Origin of the sequence: Niveispirillum sp., assembly GCF_017996735.1 — a bacterium.
Lineage (GTDB): Bacteria > Pseudomonadota > Alphaproteobacteria > Azospirillales > Azospirillaceae > Niveispirillum.
In genome coordinates this window covers 30,872-52,725 of the sequence record NZ_JAGOGJ010000012.1, presented here as the reverse complement: position 1 = coordinate 52,725, position 21,854 = coordinate 30,872, and the positions used below count along the sequence as shown (strand labels likewise).

General features: G+C 66.1%; 1 protein-coding gene. It reads left to right on the top strand.

From position 1 onward, the window contains the following. Entirely contained in the window at positions 1–21,744 is a 21,744-nt protein-coding gene (locus KBA48_RS06615) for a filamentous hemagglutinin N-terminal domain-containing protein (RefSeq protein ID WP_292904444.1), read from the top strand. The last annotated feature ends 110 nt before the right edge of the window (positions 21,745–21,854 follow it).

Below are 21,854 nucleotides of genomic sequence, written 5' to 3'. Positions count from 1 at the left end.
ATGAAGAACCATCGCTTTTCCCGTCCGCTCTCCCTGACCGGCCTGCCGGGTTTCCAGCGCCAGCGGCATCATCTGCGTGAGAATCTGCTGACCACGGCCGCCTCGCTGATGGCGGCGACGCGCAAGGCGCCGGCCGGAAACCGGCGCCAGCGCCGTGCCGGGCTGGTGGCGACCATGGGCGGCTTTGCCTATGCGCTCTCTTCGCTGTTCACGCAGGCCGCCTGGGCCAATCCCACGGGCGGCACCGTGGTGGCCGGCCAGGCCAGTATCGTTGCCGCCACGCCGCAGACCCTGAACATCGTCCAGGGCAGCGACAAGGCCATCATCAACTGGCAGGGCTTCTCCATCGCCGCCGGCGAAACGGTGAATTTCCTTCAGCCCACCAGCCAGTCGGTGACGCTGAACCGGGTCATCGGTTCCGATCCATCGGCCATTTTCGGCTCCATCACCGCCAACGGCACGGTGATGCTGGTCAATCCCAACGGGGTGTTCTTCGGCAAGGAATCGCGCGTCGATGTCGGCGGTCTGGTGGCGACCACGGCCAACATCGCCGATACGGACTTCCTGGCGGGCAATTATGCCTTCAACCAGGCCTCGGCCAACCTGAATGCCGGCATTGTCAATGAAGGGCTGATCTCCATCAAGGATAGCGGCCTTGCCGCCCTGGTGGCGCCGTCGGTGCGCAATTCCGGCATCATCCAGGCCCGGCTGGGCAAGGTGGCCCTGGGCGGCGCGCAACGGTTCACACTGGATTTCCAGGGTGACGGGCTGTTGAGCTTCAATGCCGGCTCCACGGTCACCGATCTGGCGCCGGGGGCGGATGGCGTCGCCAAGGCGCTGGTGGTCAATTCCGGCCAGATCGCCGCCGAAGGCGGCACGGTGGTTCTGTCGGCCCGCGCCGTGAAGGGCGTTATCGACAATGTCATCAACACCGATGGCGTGATCAGCGCCACCAGCATCAGTGGCAGCAGCGGCAAGATCGTGCTGTCCGGTGGCACCGGCAAGGTGCAGGTCGCCGGCACGGTCGATGCCAGCGGCGCCAAGGCCGGGCAGACCGGTGGCACGGTGGTGGTGGATGCCGCCGATATCCAGGTGGCCGCCGGTGCGCGTATCGATGCATCGGGCGACCAGGGCGGCGGCACCATCGCCATCGGCAGCAATGGGGACCGTACCGGCGCCTGGGCGGCCGGCCGCGTCGGCATCGCCGAGGGGGCCACGCTGGCGGCCGATGCGCTGACCCATGGCGATGGCGGCAGCGTCACCGTGCTGTCGCAACAGCGGACCGATTTTGCCGGCGCCATCAGCGCCAAGGGCGGTGCCACGGGTGGCGATGGCGGCTTTGCCGAAGTCTCCAGCCGCGATGCCATCACCCTGACCGGTCATGTCGATCTGTCGGCGGTGCAGGGGGCCACCGGCACCTTCCTGCTGGACCCCGCCAGCCTGAAGATCGTTTCCGGCAGCAGCGGCACGCTGGATGGCGGGATCAGCAGCGGATCGCTGCCCGCCTCCACCGCCGACAGCGGGGCCAATACCGTCAGCGCCACCACGCTGCAGGCCATCAACGCCACCACCAACATCGTGCTGGAAGCCACCGGCCTGATCACGGTCGATACCAGCCTCAACCTGCAAACCGGCAGCGGCAACAGCTTCACCTTGCGCTCCACCGGGGCCGGTGGCGGCATCACCTTCACCAGTGCCACGCATGAAATCGCCACGGCCGGCGGCGCCATCACCCTGGATGCCTCGCTGACCGGGGCCAGCCTGAGCAATATCGGCAAGCTGACCAGCAATGGCGGTAATATCACCCTGCTGTCGGGTGACAATGTCAGCCTGGCCGGCGCCATCAATGCCGGGGCCGGGGCTATCAAGATCGAGGCCATTTCCGGCAACATCTCCAATGTGTCCGGTGCCCCGAAACTGACCGGCGCCAGCATCTCCCTGGCGACACCGGGGGGCCATATCGGCGCCAGTGGGGCGGCCATCGCCATCAGTGCGTCCGCGCTGACCGTCAAAGGCGGCGGCGATATTTTTGTCGCCAATGACCAGGCGTTGAGCAGTCTGTCGCTGACCACCGGTCATCTGTTGACGTCGACCACCAACAGCTACGGCATCACGGCGACCGGACTGACCTTCGCGGTGACGGATGGCGCCAGCAATCTGACGCTGACTGACATCTCCTCCACTGGCAATATGGCGTTGAGTGTCATCTCCGATCGTGGCCTGGCGGTCGGTGTCATCAATGCCGGCACGGGCAATATCAGCCTGACGGCCAATGGCGGCACCATCACCCGCACCGGCAGCAGCCCGCGCATCACCGGTGGCGCCCTGACCATGGTGGCAAAAGGCACCAGTGGCAGCAACGGCACCATCGGGACCAGCGATGCCCCGCTGCTGACCACGGTAAGCAGCCTGTCCGCCGAGACGGGCACCCTGGTCATGGTGGACAATACGGGGGCCCTGGCCCTCAATCGCCTGCTGTTGGCCAGCGGCAGCGCCGGCATCACGGCCAGCGGCACGCTGACCGTAGGCGAGGTCATCTTTGCCAGCGGCGGCACCGTAACCCTGACCAGCTCGGGCGGGGCCATCCTGGATGACGGCGTTGCCGGCACCAGGATCAAGGCCGGCGACCTGACGCTGACCGCGGCCAGCAATATCGGCACCTCCGCCGCGCCGATACTGGCCAGCAATGCCACCAGCGTTACGGCAACCGCCAGCAATGGCGGCGCCTATATCTCCACCGAAACCTCGACCACGTTCACCGTTGCGGCAAATGGCGGCGACATCGTCCTGAAAACGACCGGCAGCGCCATCTTGGATGATGTGTCCATCGCGTCTGGCACCGGCAATATCGAGGTTACCGCCGATGGGAACCTCTACTACAATATCGTCAATGCCGGCACCGGCAATGTCACCCTGACGGGGAGCGTCGTCGCCAAGTCTATCCTGGACAGCAATCAGCAGATCACCGCCGATCTGGTGACGGCCAAGGCCACCGGCGTCAGTGGCAGCGTGGAACTGCTGACAACGGCCAGCAAGATCAGCGGCAGCGCCGTCACCAACCTGACCATCGTCCAGAATGGCGCCGTCATTCTGGGTGACCTGAGCGCGGCGGGCACCATTTCCGTCACCGTCGATGGCGGCGGCACCACCACGTTGGAAGGCAAGGTTGTTTCGACAGCCGGCAGCGCAACGTTTGACCTGTCGGGCGCCCTGGCGACCCGTGTCGGCAGTCTGCTGTCGGCCGCCGGGATAACCATGACCGTCGACGGCGCCATCGGTGACAGCACAAACGCGTTGAAGACGGCCACGCAGGCCATGAACATCACCAATACGGGTGACATCTATATCGACAATACCGGCTCGCTGCTGGGCACCCTGGTCATCAACAACAAGCATAACGGCTCCACGCCCAATGCCTTGTCGCTGGCCTCCGGCGGGCAGGTCTTCACCGTTGCCGACAATGGCACCACGGTGACGATCAGCGAGCTCTCCAGCACGTTCATCACCAGTTTCAGCTTCACCAGCGACAAGAATCTGGTGCTGGGCCGCCTGGATATCGAAAACGCCACCAAGGCCACCATCATCACGACGTCCGGCTCCATCCTGGATGATGGACGCAGCGACAGTTTCATCAATGCCAAGTCCATTTCCCTGTCGGCAACGGAGGGTATCGGCGCCTCGGGCCAGGCCCTGGGTGTCAAGACGACGGAACTGGTGGTCGTGACCGCAGGCGATCTGGTCATTGCGAACGAATCGCATTTCAACAGCCTGACCATCTCCAGCAAGCATCGGGACAGCACCGCCGACTACACCTATGCCATCAAGGGTCAGCATCTGGATTTCCGGCTGACGGACAGCAGCAATGGTTATTTGTTCGAACGTCTGATCGATACGGGTTACGCCACTGATGTCGGCGGGCTGAACCTGTTCACCTTTACCGGCGACCGTGACATCACCCTGGGGAACATCAATACCGGTGCGTTCGACTATAGCTATACGCCGGAAGGTTCCCAGTCCACCACCACCACCGGCAATGGGGTGGGGTTCAAGACCACCAGCGGCGCCATCCTGGATGATGGCGACGACAGCACCGGCGTCCTGGCCAGTTACATCGCCCTGCAGGCGACGCGCAATATCGGCGCCGTTACGGCCAGTGCCGATATCGATATCACCGCCAAGGGCCTTTCCGTCACCGCCGGGACCGCCAGCGATCTGACCGCCGGGACCGGTGGTGTCTATATCACCGCCCAGCGCTCTGTCGGCGTCGGTAATTTGGGCGTGCTGACGCTCGGTAACAGCGAGCGTCTCGGTTCAGGCTTTTCAACCGTTTCCGGCGATATTGTGGTGACGCTGCTGGCTGGCGACATCAAGAACAGCACCACCATCGGCACTGTCGACGGGTCTCTCACGCTGGAAACCGTGGCCGGGTCGATCCTTGGCAATTCGAAGGTTTCCGCCAGCGATAATGTCACCTTGAAGGCCAGTGGCAATATCGGTTTGCTCGCCGACAACAATGTCGTTCAGGTAACCGCCAGTGAACTGGACGTCATTGCCACCACCGGCGAGGTGGCTGTGCAGGCCGCCGCCAGATCCAGCAGCAATCTGGTCAAATTCAATGAAGTGACGGCCGGCGGCGATATCGCGGTTGGTGTCACCAATGCCAATGCCGCGCTGGGCGCGATCATCGCCAATAACGGCACCGGCAAGATCACCATCACCAATACGTCCAGCAGCAGCGCAATCAATGATGATGGCGACAATGGCACCCTGATCCGCGGGTCGCAGATCGCCATCACCGCCGCTGGCGGCGTCGGCAACAGCAGCCAGTTGAAGCTGGACACGGCGAAACTGGACATCAATGCGCCGGGCACCATCGATATCGCCGCATCGCAGGTCCTGACCGACCTGAAGGTGACCCGTTCCGGCAACGGCGGCACGGTCAGTATCACAGGCACCGGCCAGACGGTCGGGATCAGCGACACATCCTCCGCCAGCACGCTTTCCACCCTGACCAGCGCCACCGATCTGAATTTCACCCTGGCCGCCACGGGCGACCGGAGTGCCACGGTCGGGGCGGCCAATGTCGGTACGAATGGTACCTTCACCGTTACTGCCGATCGCAACATCACCTATGGCGGCAGCGGCGCCGTCACGGCGGGCACGGTCAGCCTGACAGCGGGCACATTGTATTCCATCGGCACCAGCGCCAACAAAATCCAGCTCAGCACGAACAAGGTCAATGTGACCGCAGGGCGCAATATTTATGTGAACAGCGCAACTTCTCTGACGCATGTTGACATAACCAGCACAAACAGCACGACCGCCGCGAACACGGCCAGCATTTTCGGGATCACCGGTGCCTCGGGTCCTGAATATAGTCTGAGCGACAATGGCACTACCGTTGTGGTTGATGTGATCGGATCGGCGACCAGTTTCAGCCTGGCGGTCAAGAAGAACATCTCGGTATCGGAAATTGTGGCGACCGGTGCGGTAAGCCTGAAAACAGTCGATGGTGGCGCCAATTCCAACATCACGATGATTGGCGGTGGTGCCATCCTGGGCAGCTCCGTGACCCTTTCCGCCACGGGGACCGGCAGCGGCAACGGCTCGATCGGCAGCAGCAGCCGGGCCGTCAAGACCAGCGCGAGCAGCCTGAACATTACCAGTAATGGCGATATCTTTCTCAACAACAGCAACACGGCGCTGACCACGCTGGCCGTTACCAGCACGCACAAGACGTCAGCGCTGGCCGATACGAACACCTACAGCATCAGTGCCATTGGTTCCAACCGGTCCTTCACGGTCACGGAAGATGCCGGCGTTCAGACCGTGGGGCTGACCACGCCCAACAACGGCTCGATGGATTTCAGTTACTCCGTCGACCGGGCGATCCGTGTCTCCAAAATCGATGCCGGGACATCTGCCACCGGCAAGGTCAGCCTGACCAGCACCGGCGGTGCCAGCACGGGGAACACGCGAGTATATGGCTTCATCACCGGTGACAACCAGGACGGAACCATAACGGCGGGCGAAGTCACCGTATCGGCCAAGAGCTCGAATGGCGATATCGGCAACAACGATGCCATGTTCTTCATCGATACGACGAAGCTGTATATTGCCAGTGGCGGAAGTATCCGCTGGGATAATTCCACGCGGCTGACCGATCTTACCCTTGATATTGATTTTAAGATTTCCGGTTCGGTGAACTCCGGGTCCTACACATATGAAGTTCTCGGCAGCAACATGCCTTCACTGAGCATGGTGGCCACTGTAACAAGCGGCAGCGTTTCAGCGCTGAGTATCTCATCCATTTCACAATCATCCGGCCTCAACCTGACGGTACTGTCGACCAAGAAAATCAATGTCAGCAGTATCAATGTCGGGACTGGCACGGTAAAGCTGGCCGCAAACTCCGGCAGTTCGAAACAGAATGTCGATGCCGCCAGAACCTCCAGCGTCGTGACGGCCGGCCGCCTGGAAATCGAGGCGGCCAGCATCGGGAACACCAGTTCCGGCAGTCCCTTCGCGGCCACGGTCGGGCAGTTGAAGATTGATGCCAGCGGCTCCATCGACTTCCGGAATACGGGCAACCTGGCCGTTGACACGGTCAGCAACCGTGTGTCCGGGTCACGCACCAGCGCCACCCTGACGGTGAGCAACGGGTCGCTGACCCAACTGGCGGGTGGCGAAGGGATCAGGAGCGGGGAACTGACGCTGGCGGTGGAGGGGGGTGATATCGGCACCTCCGCCACCGCCCTGAAGATCGACGCGGAAACCCTGGATCTGAACAGCGGCGGCAACGTCTATCTCAATAACCGGTCCGATCTGACGGAGCTCACCTGGACGCTGAAGCACAATGCCACGAACGTCTATGGCATCACCGGCCGCAATCTCGATGTCCAGATGTCCACTGATGGCGGTGGCAATACGCTGATCACCCGGTTTGTGGATGATACGGGTCTCGATCTCGACCTGAAGCTGAATAACAATCTGGTGGTGGGCGTCATCAACGTCCAGAAGGGCCGCGAGCTGAGCCTGACCACCACAGGCACCACCCAGAATATCAGCCGGATCGGGACCGGCAACAATATGCTGACGGCCGGCAAGTTGAGCCTGAAGGCGACGGGCGGCATTCTTCGCAACGGCAGCAGCGAGGCGCTGCAGACCGACGTCAGTGCACTGGTTGTCGACACGCTGAACGATGTCTTTATCGACAATCAGGCCGACCTGCAGACCCTTTCCATCAAGAACGGCAGAACGTCGAGCGATGGCGCGGCGACCTATGCCCTGACCGCGCGCAATGCGACCATCGCGATCACGGGCAGCAGCTCCTATGCGGTGGCGCTGACCGATACGACGGGCCTCGATTTCACCTTCGATACCAAGCTTTCCCAGGTGATCGGCATCGTCGATGTGACGAAGGCCGGCACGGCGACGTTCAATTCCACCGCTTCCATTTTTGGCGGTGCCAACAGCAGCCTTTCCCACATCAATGCCGGCACCCTGTCGATGAGCGGCATTTTGCTGGGATCGAGCGGAAACCGTCTCTATATCGACGCCCCCACGGTGGCGTTGAGGACGCAGGGTGATGTCTATGTCACCTCTGAAACCCATATCGATTCATTGGCCCTGACCAATTCCAGCAACGACAGTACGGCCAACCGCACCTTCGACATTGTCAGTGCCGCCGTTGACGGAACGGCAGGCGCCGTCCAGATCCAGGCCACGCACACCAACGCGGATGGCACGCAGTTCAGCCAGATCCGTGACGTGTCCGGCATGGATTTCACATACAGCGGCGATCGCACGATCATTGTGGACGAGATCGAAATCGGCGGGGCCGGCAAGCTCGTCCTGACCGCCAGGTCCGGCAGTATCCGGGAACTTGACGGCACTTCCTTCATCAAGGCCGGCCGTATCGAGATGTATGCCTCCTCCGGCCTCATCGGTCAGGCCAGCGGCACTGGCGGCGGCCTGCTGGATATCACCACGGCCCAGCTCAAGCTGGCGGCCAATAATGGCGCCTATCTCGACTTCAAGCAGTCGGCGAAGATTGCCGGCTTCACGGTGGGCGGGGCCAGCGAAATCAAGTTCAGCGCCGGCGACCTGCGCATCAGCGGTTCCGAGGACCCGGATGGCAGCATGAGCCTCAACGGTGCCGCCACCACCATCAATGTCACCAACGGGTCGATCCTGGGCGGCGGCACCATTGCCGGTGCGGGTACGCTCACCCTGACGGCGTCTGGTTCCATTGGCAGCGTCGGCAAGGTGCTGCAAATCAACGCCAACAGCAGCGGCACCACCACCCTGACGGCAACCGCGTCGGGTGGTGGCGTTTATATTTCCGAATCTTATGGCCTGACCGTATCAAGCCTGAGTGCTGCGGGTGATGTGGTCCTTAACGCGGGCAGTTCGAGTTACGCGAGGGACTTCACCCTGGCCGGCGCGCTGACCGCCGCCGGCAACAAGGTGGCCATCACCGTCATTGGCGGCTCCATCAAGTCCACCACCAGCAGCGCGATCGAAGCCGGCGAAGTGGTGCTGTCGGCCACCTCCGGTTCCATCGGCGAAAGCACCAATGCCACCACCCGGGTAAAGACCAACACCACCAAACTGACCCTGAAATCCAGCGGCAGCATCGTGGTCGGCAGCAACGCGGATCTCAGCGATCTGACGATCGACCGCAACGCCGCCTTGGCGTCCACGGCGGCCAATGGCGCCCTGTCGGTGACGGCCACGAACCTGACCTTCACGGCGGCGGATACCAGCGGCACCGTGCTGACCAACGTCACCGACACGACCGGTCTCAATTTCACCTACCTGTCCAAGGGCAACAGCATTTCGGTGGGCACCATTTCGGTGGGCAGCGGCAATGTCGCCCTGACCATTGATCCCACCACGGGCCAGTCGACCACCAGCAGCATCACCATGGCGAATGGCGGTACCGGCATCACCGCCGGCACGCTGAAACTGACCAACAACAATACAAGGTCCGGCAGCAGCATCGGCGCCAGCGGTACGCCGCTGCTGACCAATGTCGATACGCTGACATTCTCCACGGCGGGCGACGCCTATATCTCCAACGGCAAGGCGCTGACCACGGGCGCGCTGTCCGCCAGCGGCGCGCTGTCCGTCGTCACGACCAGCGGCGACCTGACCCTGAACGGCGCCGTCAGTTGGGGCAACAGCGCGCTGACGCTGGAAGCGGCAGGCGCCCTGAACAGCAACCGCATCGGCCTGTCCGCCACCGGCACCAGCGCGGCCATCAATCTGAAGGCCGGCACCGGGATCGGCAGCGCCAGCACCCCGCTCAGCCTCACCCCCTATGTCAGCGGGTCCAACAGTTCCTCCGTGGCGGCCACGATCACGGGTAACGGCTCGGCCTATCTTGGCATCACGGGCGGTTTGCCGGGCGGTTTGAGCGTAGGCGTCAAGAACGGCTCCATCAACGTCACCGGCGGCGGGGCGCTGACGCTGGCCAATCTGTCGATCACCGACGATGCCGCCGGCAACGACATCAATGTTACCGCCAGCGGCAATATCAGCATCGGCAGCACCGGGGCGGCCGGCACCGTCAGCGCCGGCATGGGCAATGGCATGGTTGTGCTGACCAGCAGCAATGGCGCGATCATCCAGGGACATGCCAACAGCGGCATCAGCGGGGGCGGCGTGCTGCTGAATACCAGCAGCGCTATCGGCACCAGCGTGGCGGCCCTGGGCGTGAACAGCCGCAATTTCCAGGCGGCTTCCGGCCTCAACGCCACCGGGGTCTATCTCAAGACCTCCGGCACGGAACTGGCCATCACCAGCCTGTCCAGCAATAACGGCGTCATCAACATTGCCGGCGGATCCGGCGTTTCCATCGATCTGGGCAAGGTCACCTCCGGCGGGGGCGCCATCACGGTCACCGCCAGCGGCAATAGCCTGATCCGGGTCGGCACGGTCAATGCCGGCAGCGGGGATGTCACCCTGAATGCCGGGACGGGCACCATCGTCGATGATGGCGTTGCCGACACCGGCATCACCGGCACCACGCTGTCGCTGACCGCCGGCACCGGGATCGGTACCGCCAGCGCCGGTATCAACACCAACGTCGCCACCATCACCGGCGGCACCAGCGGTGCCGGCTCCGTCTATATCAGCGACAGCAACAGCAGCGGCATCAGCCTGGGGACCAGCGGCACGGCGCTGGCCGTGGCCAATGGCGCGCTGAGTGTGTCGGCCGCCGGGCCGGTCGCCGTGGTGAATGTCACCCAGGGGACCGATGGCGTCGACAAGGATGTCACCATCACCACCAGCAGCGGTGCCGTCACCATCACCAAGCTTTATGCCGGCACCACCACCTCCTCCGGCAGCCCCAGCAGCAGCAAGGCCAGCATCAGCGCCGCCACCGACATCCTGACCAGCGGCACCGACACCCACATCATCGCCGGCAAGCTGTCGCTGACCGCCGGCAATGGCGATATCGGGGTTGTCACCGATCTTGCCACCGGTGCCGGGTCGCCGGTTCTGGTCAAGGTGTCCAGCATCGCCGGCCTGTCGGCCGCCAAGGCGGGGGCCGTGGTCTCCATCTCCAACAGCGGTACCGGCAGTTCCACCCTGTCCAGCGGCGCCCTGACCCTGGGCACCGGGGCGTCGGCTTTCATCAAGACGGCGGGCGATCTGTCGATCGACAGCCTGTCACTGACCAGCGGCAATCTGCTGCTGGACAGCGGCGGCACGCTGACGCTGCCCTCCTCTGGCAGCTTCTCCACCACGGGCAACATCACGCTGAAGGGTGCGACCGACATCGTGGCCGGTGCCAGCGGGCGCTCTCTGTCCATCACCGCGGCCGAACTGGTCCTGGTCAGCGGCTCTGCCGGTGGCAATACCAGCCTGACCACCACCGCCGGCAAGATGAATATCAGCCTGACCGGCAATGACAAGAACCTGACCGTCAGCAATACGGGCACTGTCAGCGCCCTGACCCTGGCGGCCAAGGGCGATATCAGCTTCACCAACAACCTGGCCTTCGCGGCCGACAGCGTGTCGGCCACCGGCACCAACCGCACCGTCACCCTGACGGCGACGACGGGCGACCTGACGCTGGGCAGCATCAGCGCCGACACCACCGGCACGCTGACCCTGAACGCCGCGTCGGGCAAGATCCTGTCGGCCGTTGGCGGCTCTACGCTGACGGGCCTGACCCTGAACATGACCACGTCCAGCGGTATTGGCACGGCGGACAGCGCCTTTGTCACCACCTTTACCAAGGTGTCGGCCACCGTCACCGGCACCGGCGGCATCTATCTGTCGGGCACCAATTTCGAACTGGGCGACCTGAAGACCAATAATGGTGATATCGAGGTCACGACCACCGGCTACATCACCGATGCCAACATGGTTGACGGCTTTGTGGCCGGCGGCAGCGGCAATGTGAAACTGACGGCCACGGGCAATGTTACGCTGGCCAAGACCTATACGACCACCGGCAGCGATACCACCCGGTCCGGCTTCTCCGTGGAAGGTGCCGCCATCTCGCTGAGCGGGACGATCAGCACCACGGGCGCGCAGAGCTACAAGGGCAATGTCACCACCAATGGCGGCTTTACCGCCAAGGCGCTGACCGTCACGGGCGACGTCAATCTGGGCAATGCCACCATCCTGACGCGCGGCATCAATACGGTGTCGGGCAATGGCAATGTCTCCATCACCGGCAAGCTGGAAGGCGGCACCGATCTGAAGGATGTGACGATCAGCGCCGGCACGGGGGCCGTCACCATCGGTGGTGTCGCCAGCGGGCTGGGCAGCCTGACCGTCACGGCGGCCACCATCAACGTGGCGGGCGTGTCCACAGCGGCGAGCCAGACCTATACGGGTGCCGTCACCACGACCGGTACCTATACTGTCGGTTCCGACAACAACCTGACCATCACCGGCGCGACGACCCTGGCCGGCGACACCATCTTCTCGCTGGGCACCGGCACCGCCACCCTGACCGGTACGGTGAACGGCGCCCATGCCCTGACCTTCAACAGCGATGGCGCCGTCGTGGTGACCGGGGCCGTGGGCGGCACCACCGCCCTGGCCAGCCTGACCACCGACAGCGACGGCACCTCCTCCTTCAAGTCGGTGACCACCACCGGGGCGCAGTCCTATGGCGATACCGTCACCCTGAACGGCACCTATACGACAAGCAACGCGGCCGTCACCGTCAGCGGTGATGCGACCCTGGCCAGTGCCATCACCATCAATGCAGGCACGGGCAATGTCGCGTTTGGCAGCACGGTCAACGGGGCCTATGCCTTGACCGTCAACAGCACGGGCGACACCAGCTTCACCGGCGTGGTGGGCGGCACCACCGCCCTGACCAGCCTGACCACCAATGCCGGCGGCACCCTGGCGCTGGCGGCCGTCACCACGACGGGCGCGCAGTCCTATGGTGAAAGCAGCACCACGCTGAACGGCAACCTGACCAGCACGGGCAACGGCGCCATCGGCATCGGTGGTGACGTGTCCCTGGGCGGCGATGTCACCCTGTCCGCCGGCAGCGGCGCCATCAGCGTCACCGGCACGATCAACGGCGCCCGCGCCCTGGTCCTGAACAGCACGGGCGCCACCACCCTGTCGGGGGTTGTCGGCGGCACCACGGCCCTGACCAGCCTGACCACCGATAGCGGCGGCACCGCCAGCCTGAAATCGGTGACCACCACGGGTGCGCAGACCTATGCCGGCAGCAGCGTGACCCTGGACGGCACCTATACGGCGGGGGCGGCGTTCAGCCTGACCGCCCCGGTCATCCTGGCCGGCGACACGGTCATCGATGCCGGCACCAACGGCATCACCATCACCGGCACCGTCAACGGCGCCCATGCGCTGACGCTGAACAGCAGCGGCGCCACGGCCGTCAGCGGCGTCATCGGCGGCACCACCGCGCTGGCCAGCGTCACCACCAATGCCGGCGGCACCCTGACGCTGTCGGCCAATGTCACCACCAACGGCGCCCAATCCTATGGCGAGGATGTGACGCTGAATGGCGGCACCCTGACGACCAATGGCGGCGCCTTCACCATCGGCGGCACCACGACCCTGGGGACGAACGTCACCGTCAATGCCGGCGCCGGTGCCATCACCCTGTCCGGTGCGGTGAATGGGGCGCGCAGCCTGACGCTGAACAGCAGCGGCGCCACCGCCATCACCGGCGCCGTGGGCGGCACCACGGCCCTGACCAGCCTGACCACCGATGCGGGCGGCACTACCGCGCTGGCCAACGTCACCACCAGCGGGGCGCAGACCTATAATGACGCGGTCACGCTGAACGGCGCCACCTACGCCACCAGCAACAGCCTGTTCACCATCGCCGGCGCCACCAATCTGGCGGCGGATGCCACCATCACCACCGGCACCGGCGCGATCACCCTGTCCGGCACGGTGGACGGGGCGCAGGCCCTGGTGTTGAACAGCAGCGGGGTGACCACGCTGTCCGGCGCCGTGGGTGGCACCACGGCTCTAACCAGCCTGACCACCAATGCCGGCGGCAGCAGCGTGCTGGCCAATGTCGCTACCAACGGGGCGCAGACCTACAATGACGCGGTGAGCCTGGCCGGCACCTATATGACCGGCAGTGGCGCCTTCACCGCCAACGGGGCGGTGACCCTGACCGCCGATACCAGCGTGTCGGCCGGCACCGGCGACATTGATTTCGCCAGCACCATCAATGGCGCCTTCGCCCTGACGGTGAATAGCGGCGGCACGACCCGTTTCGACGGGATCGTGGGCGGCACCACGGCGCTGGCCAGCCTGACCAGTGATGCCGTCGGCAACACGGAACTGAACAAGGCCATCACCACCACCGGCAACCAGACCTATAACGACGAAATCTCCCTGGCGGGTGGCAGCCTGACGGCGTCCACCGGCAATATCACCATCGTCGGGGCCCTGACCTTGGTCACCGACAGCACCATCGACAGCGGGACCGGCAATATCACCCTGTCCAGCACGGTGGACGGGGCCCGCGCCCTGACCCTGAACAGCAGCGGCACCACCGATGTCGCGGGCGTGGTTGGCGGTGTCACGGCGTTGACCAGCCTCACCACCGATGCCAACGGGGCCGTCAATCTGCTGTCCGTCACCACCACGGGGGCACAGACCATCGGCGGCAGTGGCGGTTCGCTGGTCGGCACCTATCAGGCGGGCGGGGCCTTCACCCTTTCCGCTCCGGTGACCTTGACGGGGGCCACCACCATCGATGCGGCCAGCATCACCATCAGCGGTGCCGTCAACGGCGCGCAGACCCTGGCCCTGAACAGCAGCGGCGCCACCATTGTCAGCGCCGATCTGGGCGGCACCACGGCGCTGACCAGCCTGGTCACCGATACCGGCGGCACCAGCAGCTTCCGGTCCGTCGCCACCAGCGGCGTGCAGACCTTCAACGACGCCGTCACGCTGAACGGCACCTATGCCACCGTCAACAGCCAGTTCACCGCCGAAAAGACGGTGACCCTGGCCGGTGACGCGATCATCCGCACCGGGACCGGCGCGGTCGATTTCAAGGATACGGTAAACGGTGCCCATGCGTTGACGGTCAACAGCAGCGGCGCCACCCGCTTCGCGGCGGATGTCGGCGGCACGACGGCCCTGGCGGGTGTGACGACGGATGCCGGCGGCACCGTGGCCCTGGCGAATGTCACCACCAATGGTGCCCAGTCCTATGGCGAGACGGCCACCATCGGCGGCACCTACAGTTCCGGCAACGGCACCGTGACCTTCAGCGGCCCGGTCACCCTGCTGGCCAACACCATTGTCAGCAGCGGCAGCGGGGCCATCCGTTTCGGCAGCAGCATCGATGGCGGTTATTCCCTGACGCTGAACAGCAGCGGGGCGGCCAGCGTCTCCGGCGTCATCGGTGGCGGCGATGCCCTGACCAGCCTGACCAGCAATGCTGGCGGCAGCATCAGCGTCGTCACCGTCACCACCACCGGCAGCCAGATCTATGGCGATGCCGCCACGATCGACGGCGCGCTGACCACGAACAACAGCGCCATCAGTTTCGCCAGCTCGGTGACCCTGGCCGGAAACAGCTCGGTCAATACCGGCACCGCCGACATCACCGTCGACGGCTCCATCAACGGCGCGTACGCCCTGGAACTGAACAGCAGCGGCGCCACGAAGCTGTTGGGCGATGTCGGCAACGTTCAGGCCCTGGCCCAGCTCATCACCGATGCCGGCGGCACCAGCAGCGTCAGGTCGATCAGCACCGATGGTACCCAGACCTTCAACGATGCGGTGACGCTGAGCGGTGTCTACAACACCCGCAACGGCGCCTTCACGGCCGCGACCTCGGCAACATTGGGCGGCGACAGCACGATCAATGCCGGAAGCGGGGCGATCAACTTCCAGGGCGCCGTGAATGGCGGCTTCGCGCTGGAGGCCAACAGCCAGGGGGCGACCAGCTTCGCCGCCACGGTCGGCGGTAGTTCTGCCCTGGCCAGCCTGGTCACCGATGCGGGCGGCACCAGCACTTTGCAGGATGTCACCACCACCGGCCGCATCACCATCCAGGACAACGCCACCATCGGCGGCAATTACACCAGCACGGGCAACGGTGCCGCCACCTTCAACGGTGCCGTCACCCTGGTGTCCGACACGACCGTATCCACCGGCAGCGGCGCCATCGGCTTTGGCGGCACGGTGGATGGCGGCAGCGCGCTGGTGCTGAACAGCGGTGGCACGACCACCCTGTCCAGGTCGGTCGGCAGCAGAAATGCCCTGACCAGCCTGACCACCGACGGGCCGGGCAGCACATCGCTGGTCGATGTCACCACCAGCGGTGCCCAGACCTATAACGACGCCGTCACCCTGAACGGCACCTACCGCACCAGCAACGCCGAGTTCAACGCCAAGGGTGCGGCCACCCTGGCCGGCGATGCCCTGGTTGCCACCGGCGGGGGCGGCATCACCTTCGGCGGTACGGTCGATGGCGGTCATGGCCTGCGGCTGGAAAGCAGCGGGGCCACCCGGCTGACGGGCACGGTCGGCGGCGCCGGTGCGCTGTCCAGCCTGACCACCGATGCCGGCGGCACCACCACCGCCCTGTCGGTCAGCACCAGCGGCGATCAGACCTATGGTGACGATGCCACCCTCAACGGCACCTACAGCACCGCTGGCGGTTCGTTCCTGACCAAGGGCACGCTGACCCTGGCTGGTGATACCCGCATCACCAGCGGCAGCGGGAACATCACTTTCGATGCGGCCGTCAACGGCGCCCGGACCCTGGCGCTGAGCAGCGGCGGCACGATCACCGCGAAAACGGCCATCGGCGCCGGCACGGCCCTGGCCAGCCTGTCCACCGATGGCGGCGGGACCATCAACTTCCTGTCCATCACCACCAGCGGCGCACAGAACCTGGCGGGTGGCGCGGGCAGCCTGAACGGCACCTACAGCGCCGGCAGCTTCACCCTGACCGCCCCCGTCACGCTGACGGGGGCCACCACCATCACCGCCGGCAGCATCGATATCGGGGCCGGCATCAATGGCGATCAGGCACTGGCGCTGAACAGCAGCGGGACCGTCACGGTCACCGCGGCACTGGGCACCGGCACGGCCCTGGCCAGCCTGACCACCGACAGCGGCGGCAGCAGCAGCTTTGCCGGTGTCGATACCAGCGGGATGCAGACCTATAACGACGCCACCACCCTGTCCGGCAGCTTCACCGCCGGCGGCGGCTTCGTTGCCAACGGCGCCACCACGCTGGCGGCAGCCACCATCGTCAACAGCAATGGCGGGGCCGTCACCTTCAATGGCAGCCTGGATGGAACCCAGGCGCTCACCATCAATGCCGGGGCCGGCAATGTCGCCTTCAACGGCGCCGTGGGCGCCCGCCAGGCGCTGGGTGCGCTGACCATCAACAGCAGCGGTCTGACCCGGCTTTCCGCCATCGGCGTGAACGCCTTCTCCATCCATACCGACAGCGCCGGCACGCTGGATCTGGGCGGCCCGACCATGACCACGGTCGGTGAGCAGAGTTACGGGGAGGTGCTGGTCCTCAGCGGCAATACCACCCTGGCCGGCAGCACCATCACCCTGGGCCAGGGCGCCCAGGGCGGCCATGCCCTGACCATCAAGGGCGATCTGGTGATGCAATCCAGCGTCGGCAACGGGTCCGCCCTGGCCAGCCTGACGGTCAGCGGCAACACGGTGCTGGGCGGTTCCGTCACCACCACGGGCGACCAGAAGTACCAGGGCGGCGCCACTATCGGTGCCTCTACCGTGCTGACGGCCGGCGGCCGGGTCGATTTCGGCAGCGCCCTGGACGGTCCGGGGTCGCTGCGGGTCAACAGCAGCGGCGTCACCCGCTTTGGCGGGGCGGTGCGCATCGGCGCGCTGGAAACCGATGCCGGCGGCACGGTGGAGATCGCGGACAGCGTCACCACCACCGGCAACCAGTCCTATGGCGAGTTGCTGCGCCTTGACGGCACCAGCATCACCCTGGCCGGCTCCACCGTCACCCTGGGGGCCGGGGCCGATGGCAAGGGCAGCCTGACCATCAATGGCAATGCCGTGATCAACGGCAATGTCGGCGCTACCAACGCGCTGACCGATCTGTCCATCAGCGGCACGACCAATCTGCTGGGCGGCACCGTGAAGACCAGCGGCAGCCAGAATTTCGGCGGCCTGCTGACCCTGACGGGCGATACGGGCCTTACCGGCGGCACGGTCACCCTGCGCAACGGGGCCACGGGCAACCGGGCGCTGACCATCACCGGCGATGCCGTTCTGGAAGGCGGGGCCGGGGCGACGCTGGCCAGCCTGACCGTGACCGGCGGCACCGTTCTGAACGGCGGCACGGTGACGACCACCGGCGGCCAGTCCTATGGCCGGGCCGTGACCCTGAACGGCAATCAGGTGCTGACCACCACCGGCGGCCGGATCAGCTTTGCCGGCACCATCGATGGCGGTTCCAATCTCACCATCAATGCCGGTGCGTCGGATGTTGTCTTCACCGGGGCCGTCGGCGGGAACAGCCGCCTGGGCACCCTGACCGTCAACAGCAGCGGGCTGACCAGCTTCGCCGCTGCCGGCATGAACATGGCCGCCATCGTCACCGACGCAGCGGGCACCTTGAACCTCAATGGCGGCGCCATCACCACCAGCGGTGCCCAGACCTATGGAGAGGCTGTCAACCTGGCGGTCGACACCATCCTGACCGGGTCCACCATCACCCTTGACCAGGGCGCGTCCGGCAACCGGGCTCTGACCATCGACGGCAATGCCGTGCTGGGCGGCGCCATCGATCTGTCCACCCTGTCGGTCAGCGGCACCACCCTGCTGGACGGCAAGACGGTCACCACCAGCGGGACACAGACCTATGGCGGGGCGGTCACCCTGGCGGGCGACACGCGGCTGACCGCTGCGTTGGTTTCCGTGGGCGGGGCGATCGACGGCGCCTTCACGCTGACCGTCGTGGGCGATGCGGCCTTTGCTGGTGCCATCGGTGCCGGCACGGCCCTGACCGGGCTGGATGTCGGCGGGGCAGCCACCCTGACGGGCGGCACCATCACCACCAGCGGCGCACAACGCTTTGGCGGCGCCGTGACCCTGGGGGCCGACAGCCTGCTGGATGGCGGTTCGGTGGACTTCCAGGGTGCGGTGTCCGGCCCCTTCGCGCTGCGTGTGAACAGCGCCGGCCTGACCCGCTTCGGCGGCATCGTCAGCGTCGGGGCACTGGCCACCGATGCGGCCGGCAGCCTGTCGCTGGCCAACGGCAGGGTCACCACCACGGGCGCGCAGACCTATGGCGAGCGTCTGGACCTGACGGCCGACACCACGCTGTCCGGCACCTCCGTGACCCTGAATCAGGGGGCGGACGGGGCCTTCGACCTGTCCATCATCGGTGACGCCGTCTTTGGCGGCGCCCTCGGGGCCGATACGGCGCTGACGTCCATCGATGTCAGTGGCAACACGCTGCTGAACGATGCCCGGCCGGTGGCGCCGGAAGGCGCACAGGCCCTGGTGCAGTCTGCGGCGCTGAATGGCAGCACGCTGATATCGGCGGGTTCGGTGAATTTCCAGGGGACCGTGACCGGTACGGGTGACCTGACGGTCAACAGCGCCGGCATCACCCGCTTCGGCGGCGCCGTCAGCCTGGGGTCGCTGACCACGGATGCGGCGGGCAGCCTGTCGCTGGCCGGCGGCAGCGTCACCACCCAGGCGGCGCAGACCTATGGCGAGCGCCTGACCCTGACGGCCGACACCCTGTTGACCGGCACCATTGTCACCCTGAACCAGGGGGCCGACGGTGCCCGTGCCCTGACCATCAAGGGTGACGCCGTGATCGACGGGGCGGTCGGCACGGCCGTCGCCCTGACCAGCCTGAACGTGTCGGGCAGCAGCCGGCTGCGGGGGGGCAGCATCGTCACCAGCGGCACGCAGAGCTTCGGCGGCGCCGTCACGCTGGCCGGCAACATGCTGTTGACCGGCAGCACCATCAGCCTTGCCCAGGGCGCCGACGGTGCCTTCAGCCTGGGGATCAGCGGCGATGCCGTGATCGGCGGCGCGGTGGGGACACAGACGGCCCTCACCACCCTCAGCATCGACGGCACCACGGCGCTGAATGGCGGCAGCATCGCCACCAGCGGCGCCCAGACCTATGGCGGCGCGGTCACGCTGGCCGGCGACGTCCTGCTGTCGGGCGGGTCGGTCGATCTGCAGGGCGCGGTGACCGGCCCGGCCGGGTTGACGGTCAACAGCGCCGGCGTCACCCGCTTCGGCGGCACCGTCACTGTCGGGTCGCTGACCACCGATGCGGCGGGCAGCCTGTTGCTGGCCGGCAGCGGTATCACCACCACAGGCGCCCAGCGCTTTGGCGAACGCCTGACCCTGGCGGCCGACACCACCCTGACGGGCAGCACCATCACCCTGACGCAGGGGGCGGACGGTGCCCATGCCCTGACCATCCGGGGCAATGCGGTGATCCAGGGGGCCGTGGGTGCGGGGACGGCATTGTCCAGCCTCGCCATCACCGGCACCAGCGCCCTGGCGGCCACCATCACCAGCAGCGGCGCCCAGACCTATGGCGGGGCCGTGACACTGGCCGGTGACACGGCCCTGTCGGGCGGTGCGGTGACCTTCGACGGCACGGTCGACGGCGCCCATGCCCTGTCCGTCACCGGTCCGGTCAGCTTTGCCGGCGCAATCGGTGCCGGTACAGCCCTGACCGGGCTGGATGTCAACGGCGCGGCGGGTCTCAATGGCGGTGGCGCCACCACCAGCGGGACCCAGCGTTTCAACGGGGCCGTGACCCTGGGCGGGGCCACCCGCATCACTACCGGCAGCGGCGACGCGCTGTTCGCCGGTCCGGTGAACGGGGCTTTCACCCTGACCGTGGACAGCGCCGGCCTGACCCGCTTCGGCGGCACCGTCACTGTCAGCACCCTGACCACCGATGCGGCGGGCGCGCTGACGCTGGCGGGCGGGTCCATCACCACCAGCGGGGCGCAGACCTTCGGGGAACGCGCGCTTCTGGCATCGGACATGGTCCTGACCGGCAGCATCGTCACCCTGGGCCAGGGCGCGGCCGGCAGCCAGTCCCTGACCATCACCGGCGATGGCATCATCAAGGGCGATCTGGGCACCGGCAATGCGCTGCGGTCGCTGAGTGTCGGCGGGCGCACGACGCTGGGCGGCACCATCAACACCACGGGGGCGCAAAGCTATGGCGGTCCGGTGACCCTGGCCGCCGCCAGCACCCTGAACAGCAATGCCGGGTCCCTGACCTTCGGCGGCGCGGTGGACAGCAATGGGGGGGCCAGCCTGACCCTGGTCACGGCCAATGGCGGCAATGTCGCCTTCAACGGTGCCGTGTCCGTCGGCAGCCTGAATGCCACGGGCGGGAATATCAGCTTCACCGGGGCCACCACCGCGACCACCGGGGCGATCAGCCTGACCAGCAACAGCAGCACGGGCGTCATCAGCTTTGCCGCCAATGCTGCCGTGCAAGCGGCCACGGGCTTCACCCAGGCCGGTGGGGCGCGGGTGCTGCTGCCGTCCAGTGTGGTGGTCACGATCGGCGACATTACCTTCGCGGCACCGGCGGAACTGCCGGCCGGCGCGGCGTCGATCAGCACCAACGGCACCATCACCCTGCCGGGCCTGACCGGAACCAGCACCAACCTGACGCTGGCGGCCGGCACCGGTGGCCTGTTGATCGGTGTCAGCGGTGGTGCGCCGGCGCAGACGCTGCAGGTATTGTCACTGACGGTGCCCACGGCCGGAAGGGCCAGCATGTTCGGCACCATCGGCAACAGCCGCGGCGCGCAGGCCGCCACGGTGATCAGGAGCACGCTGCGTGCGGCCCCCTACTTCATGAACGACACGCCCTGGGGCCAGGTGGAGGAAGTGACGCAGGTCGTTTCCGTGCTGGTTCCCAAGACCCCGGTTCCCAGCACGCCGACCGCAACGGCCCTGTTCTCCGGCACCGTCACCAGCGCGGGGCTGACGCCCAACGCCCTGTCGGCCTATCAGGCGCCGCAGGTTCTGACCACCGTCACCATCCTGGGCGCCGGCAACACGCCGCAGGTGCTGGAAACGACGGGCGGCGGCGCGCCAGTGCTCGGTTCTGGCGGGTCGGTCGGCAGCGGTGCGACCGGGACCAGCAGCCCGTCCGTCATCACCACTACTCCGGCACCGGGGGAGGCGACCAGCGGCAGCGGCACGTCCAGCCCCTCCACCTCCACCACGGACCAGGAGAAGGAGCCGCGGAACTGAATTGCCCCTGGCCGGGTTTCAACCTATGGTGCCGTCGCCAGGGCTTTCGATCCCGTACAGCCGGGATCGAAAGCCCTGGCGCGGCGGTGCCCGACTAGCAGTCCGCAGAC

Coding starts and splice junctions, on each gene's coding strand:
- KBA48_RS06615 (WP_292904444.1), top strand. CDS start 1: ATGAAGAACCATCGCTTTTCCCGTCCGCTCTCCCTGACCGGCCTGCCG.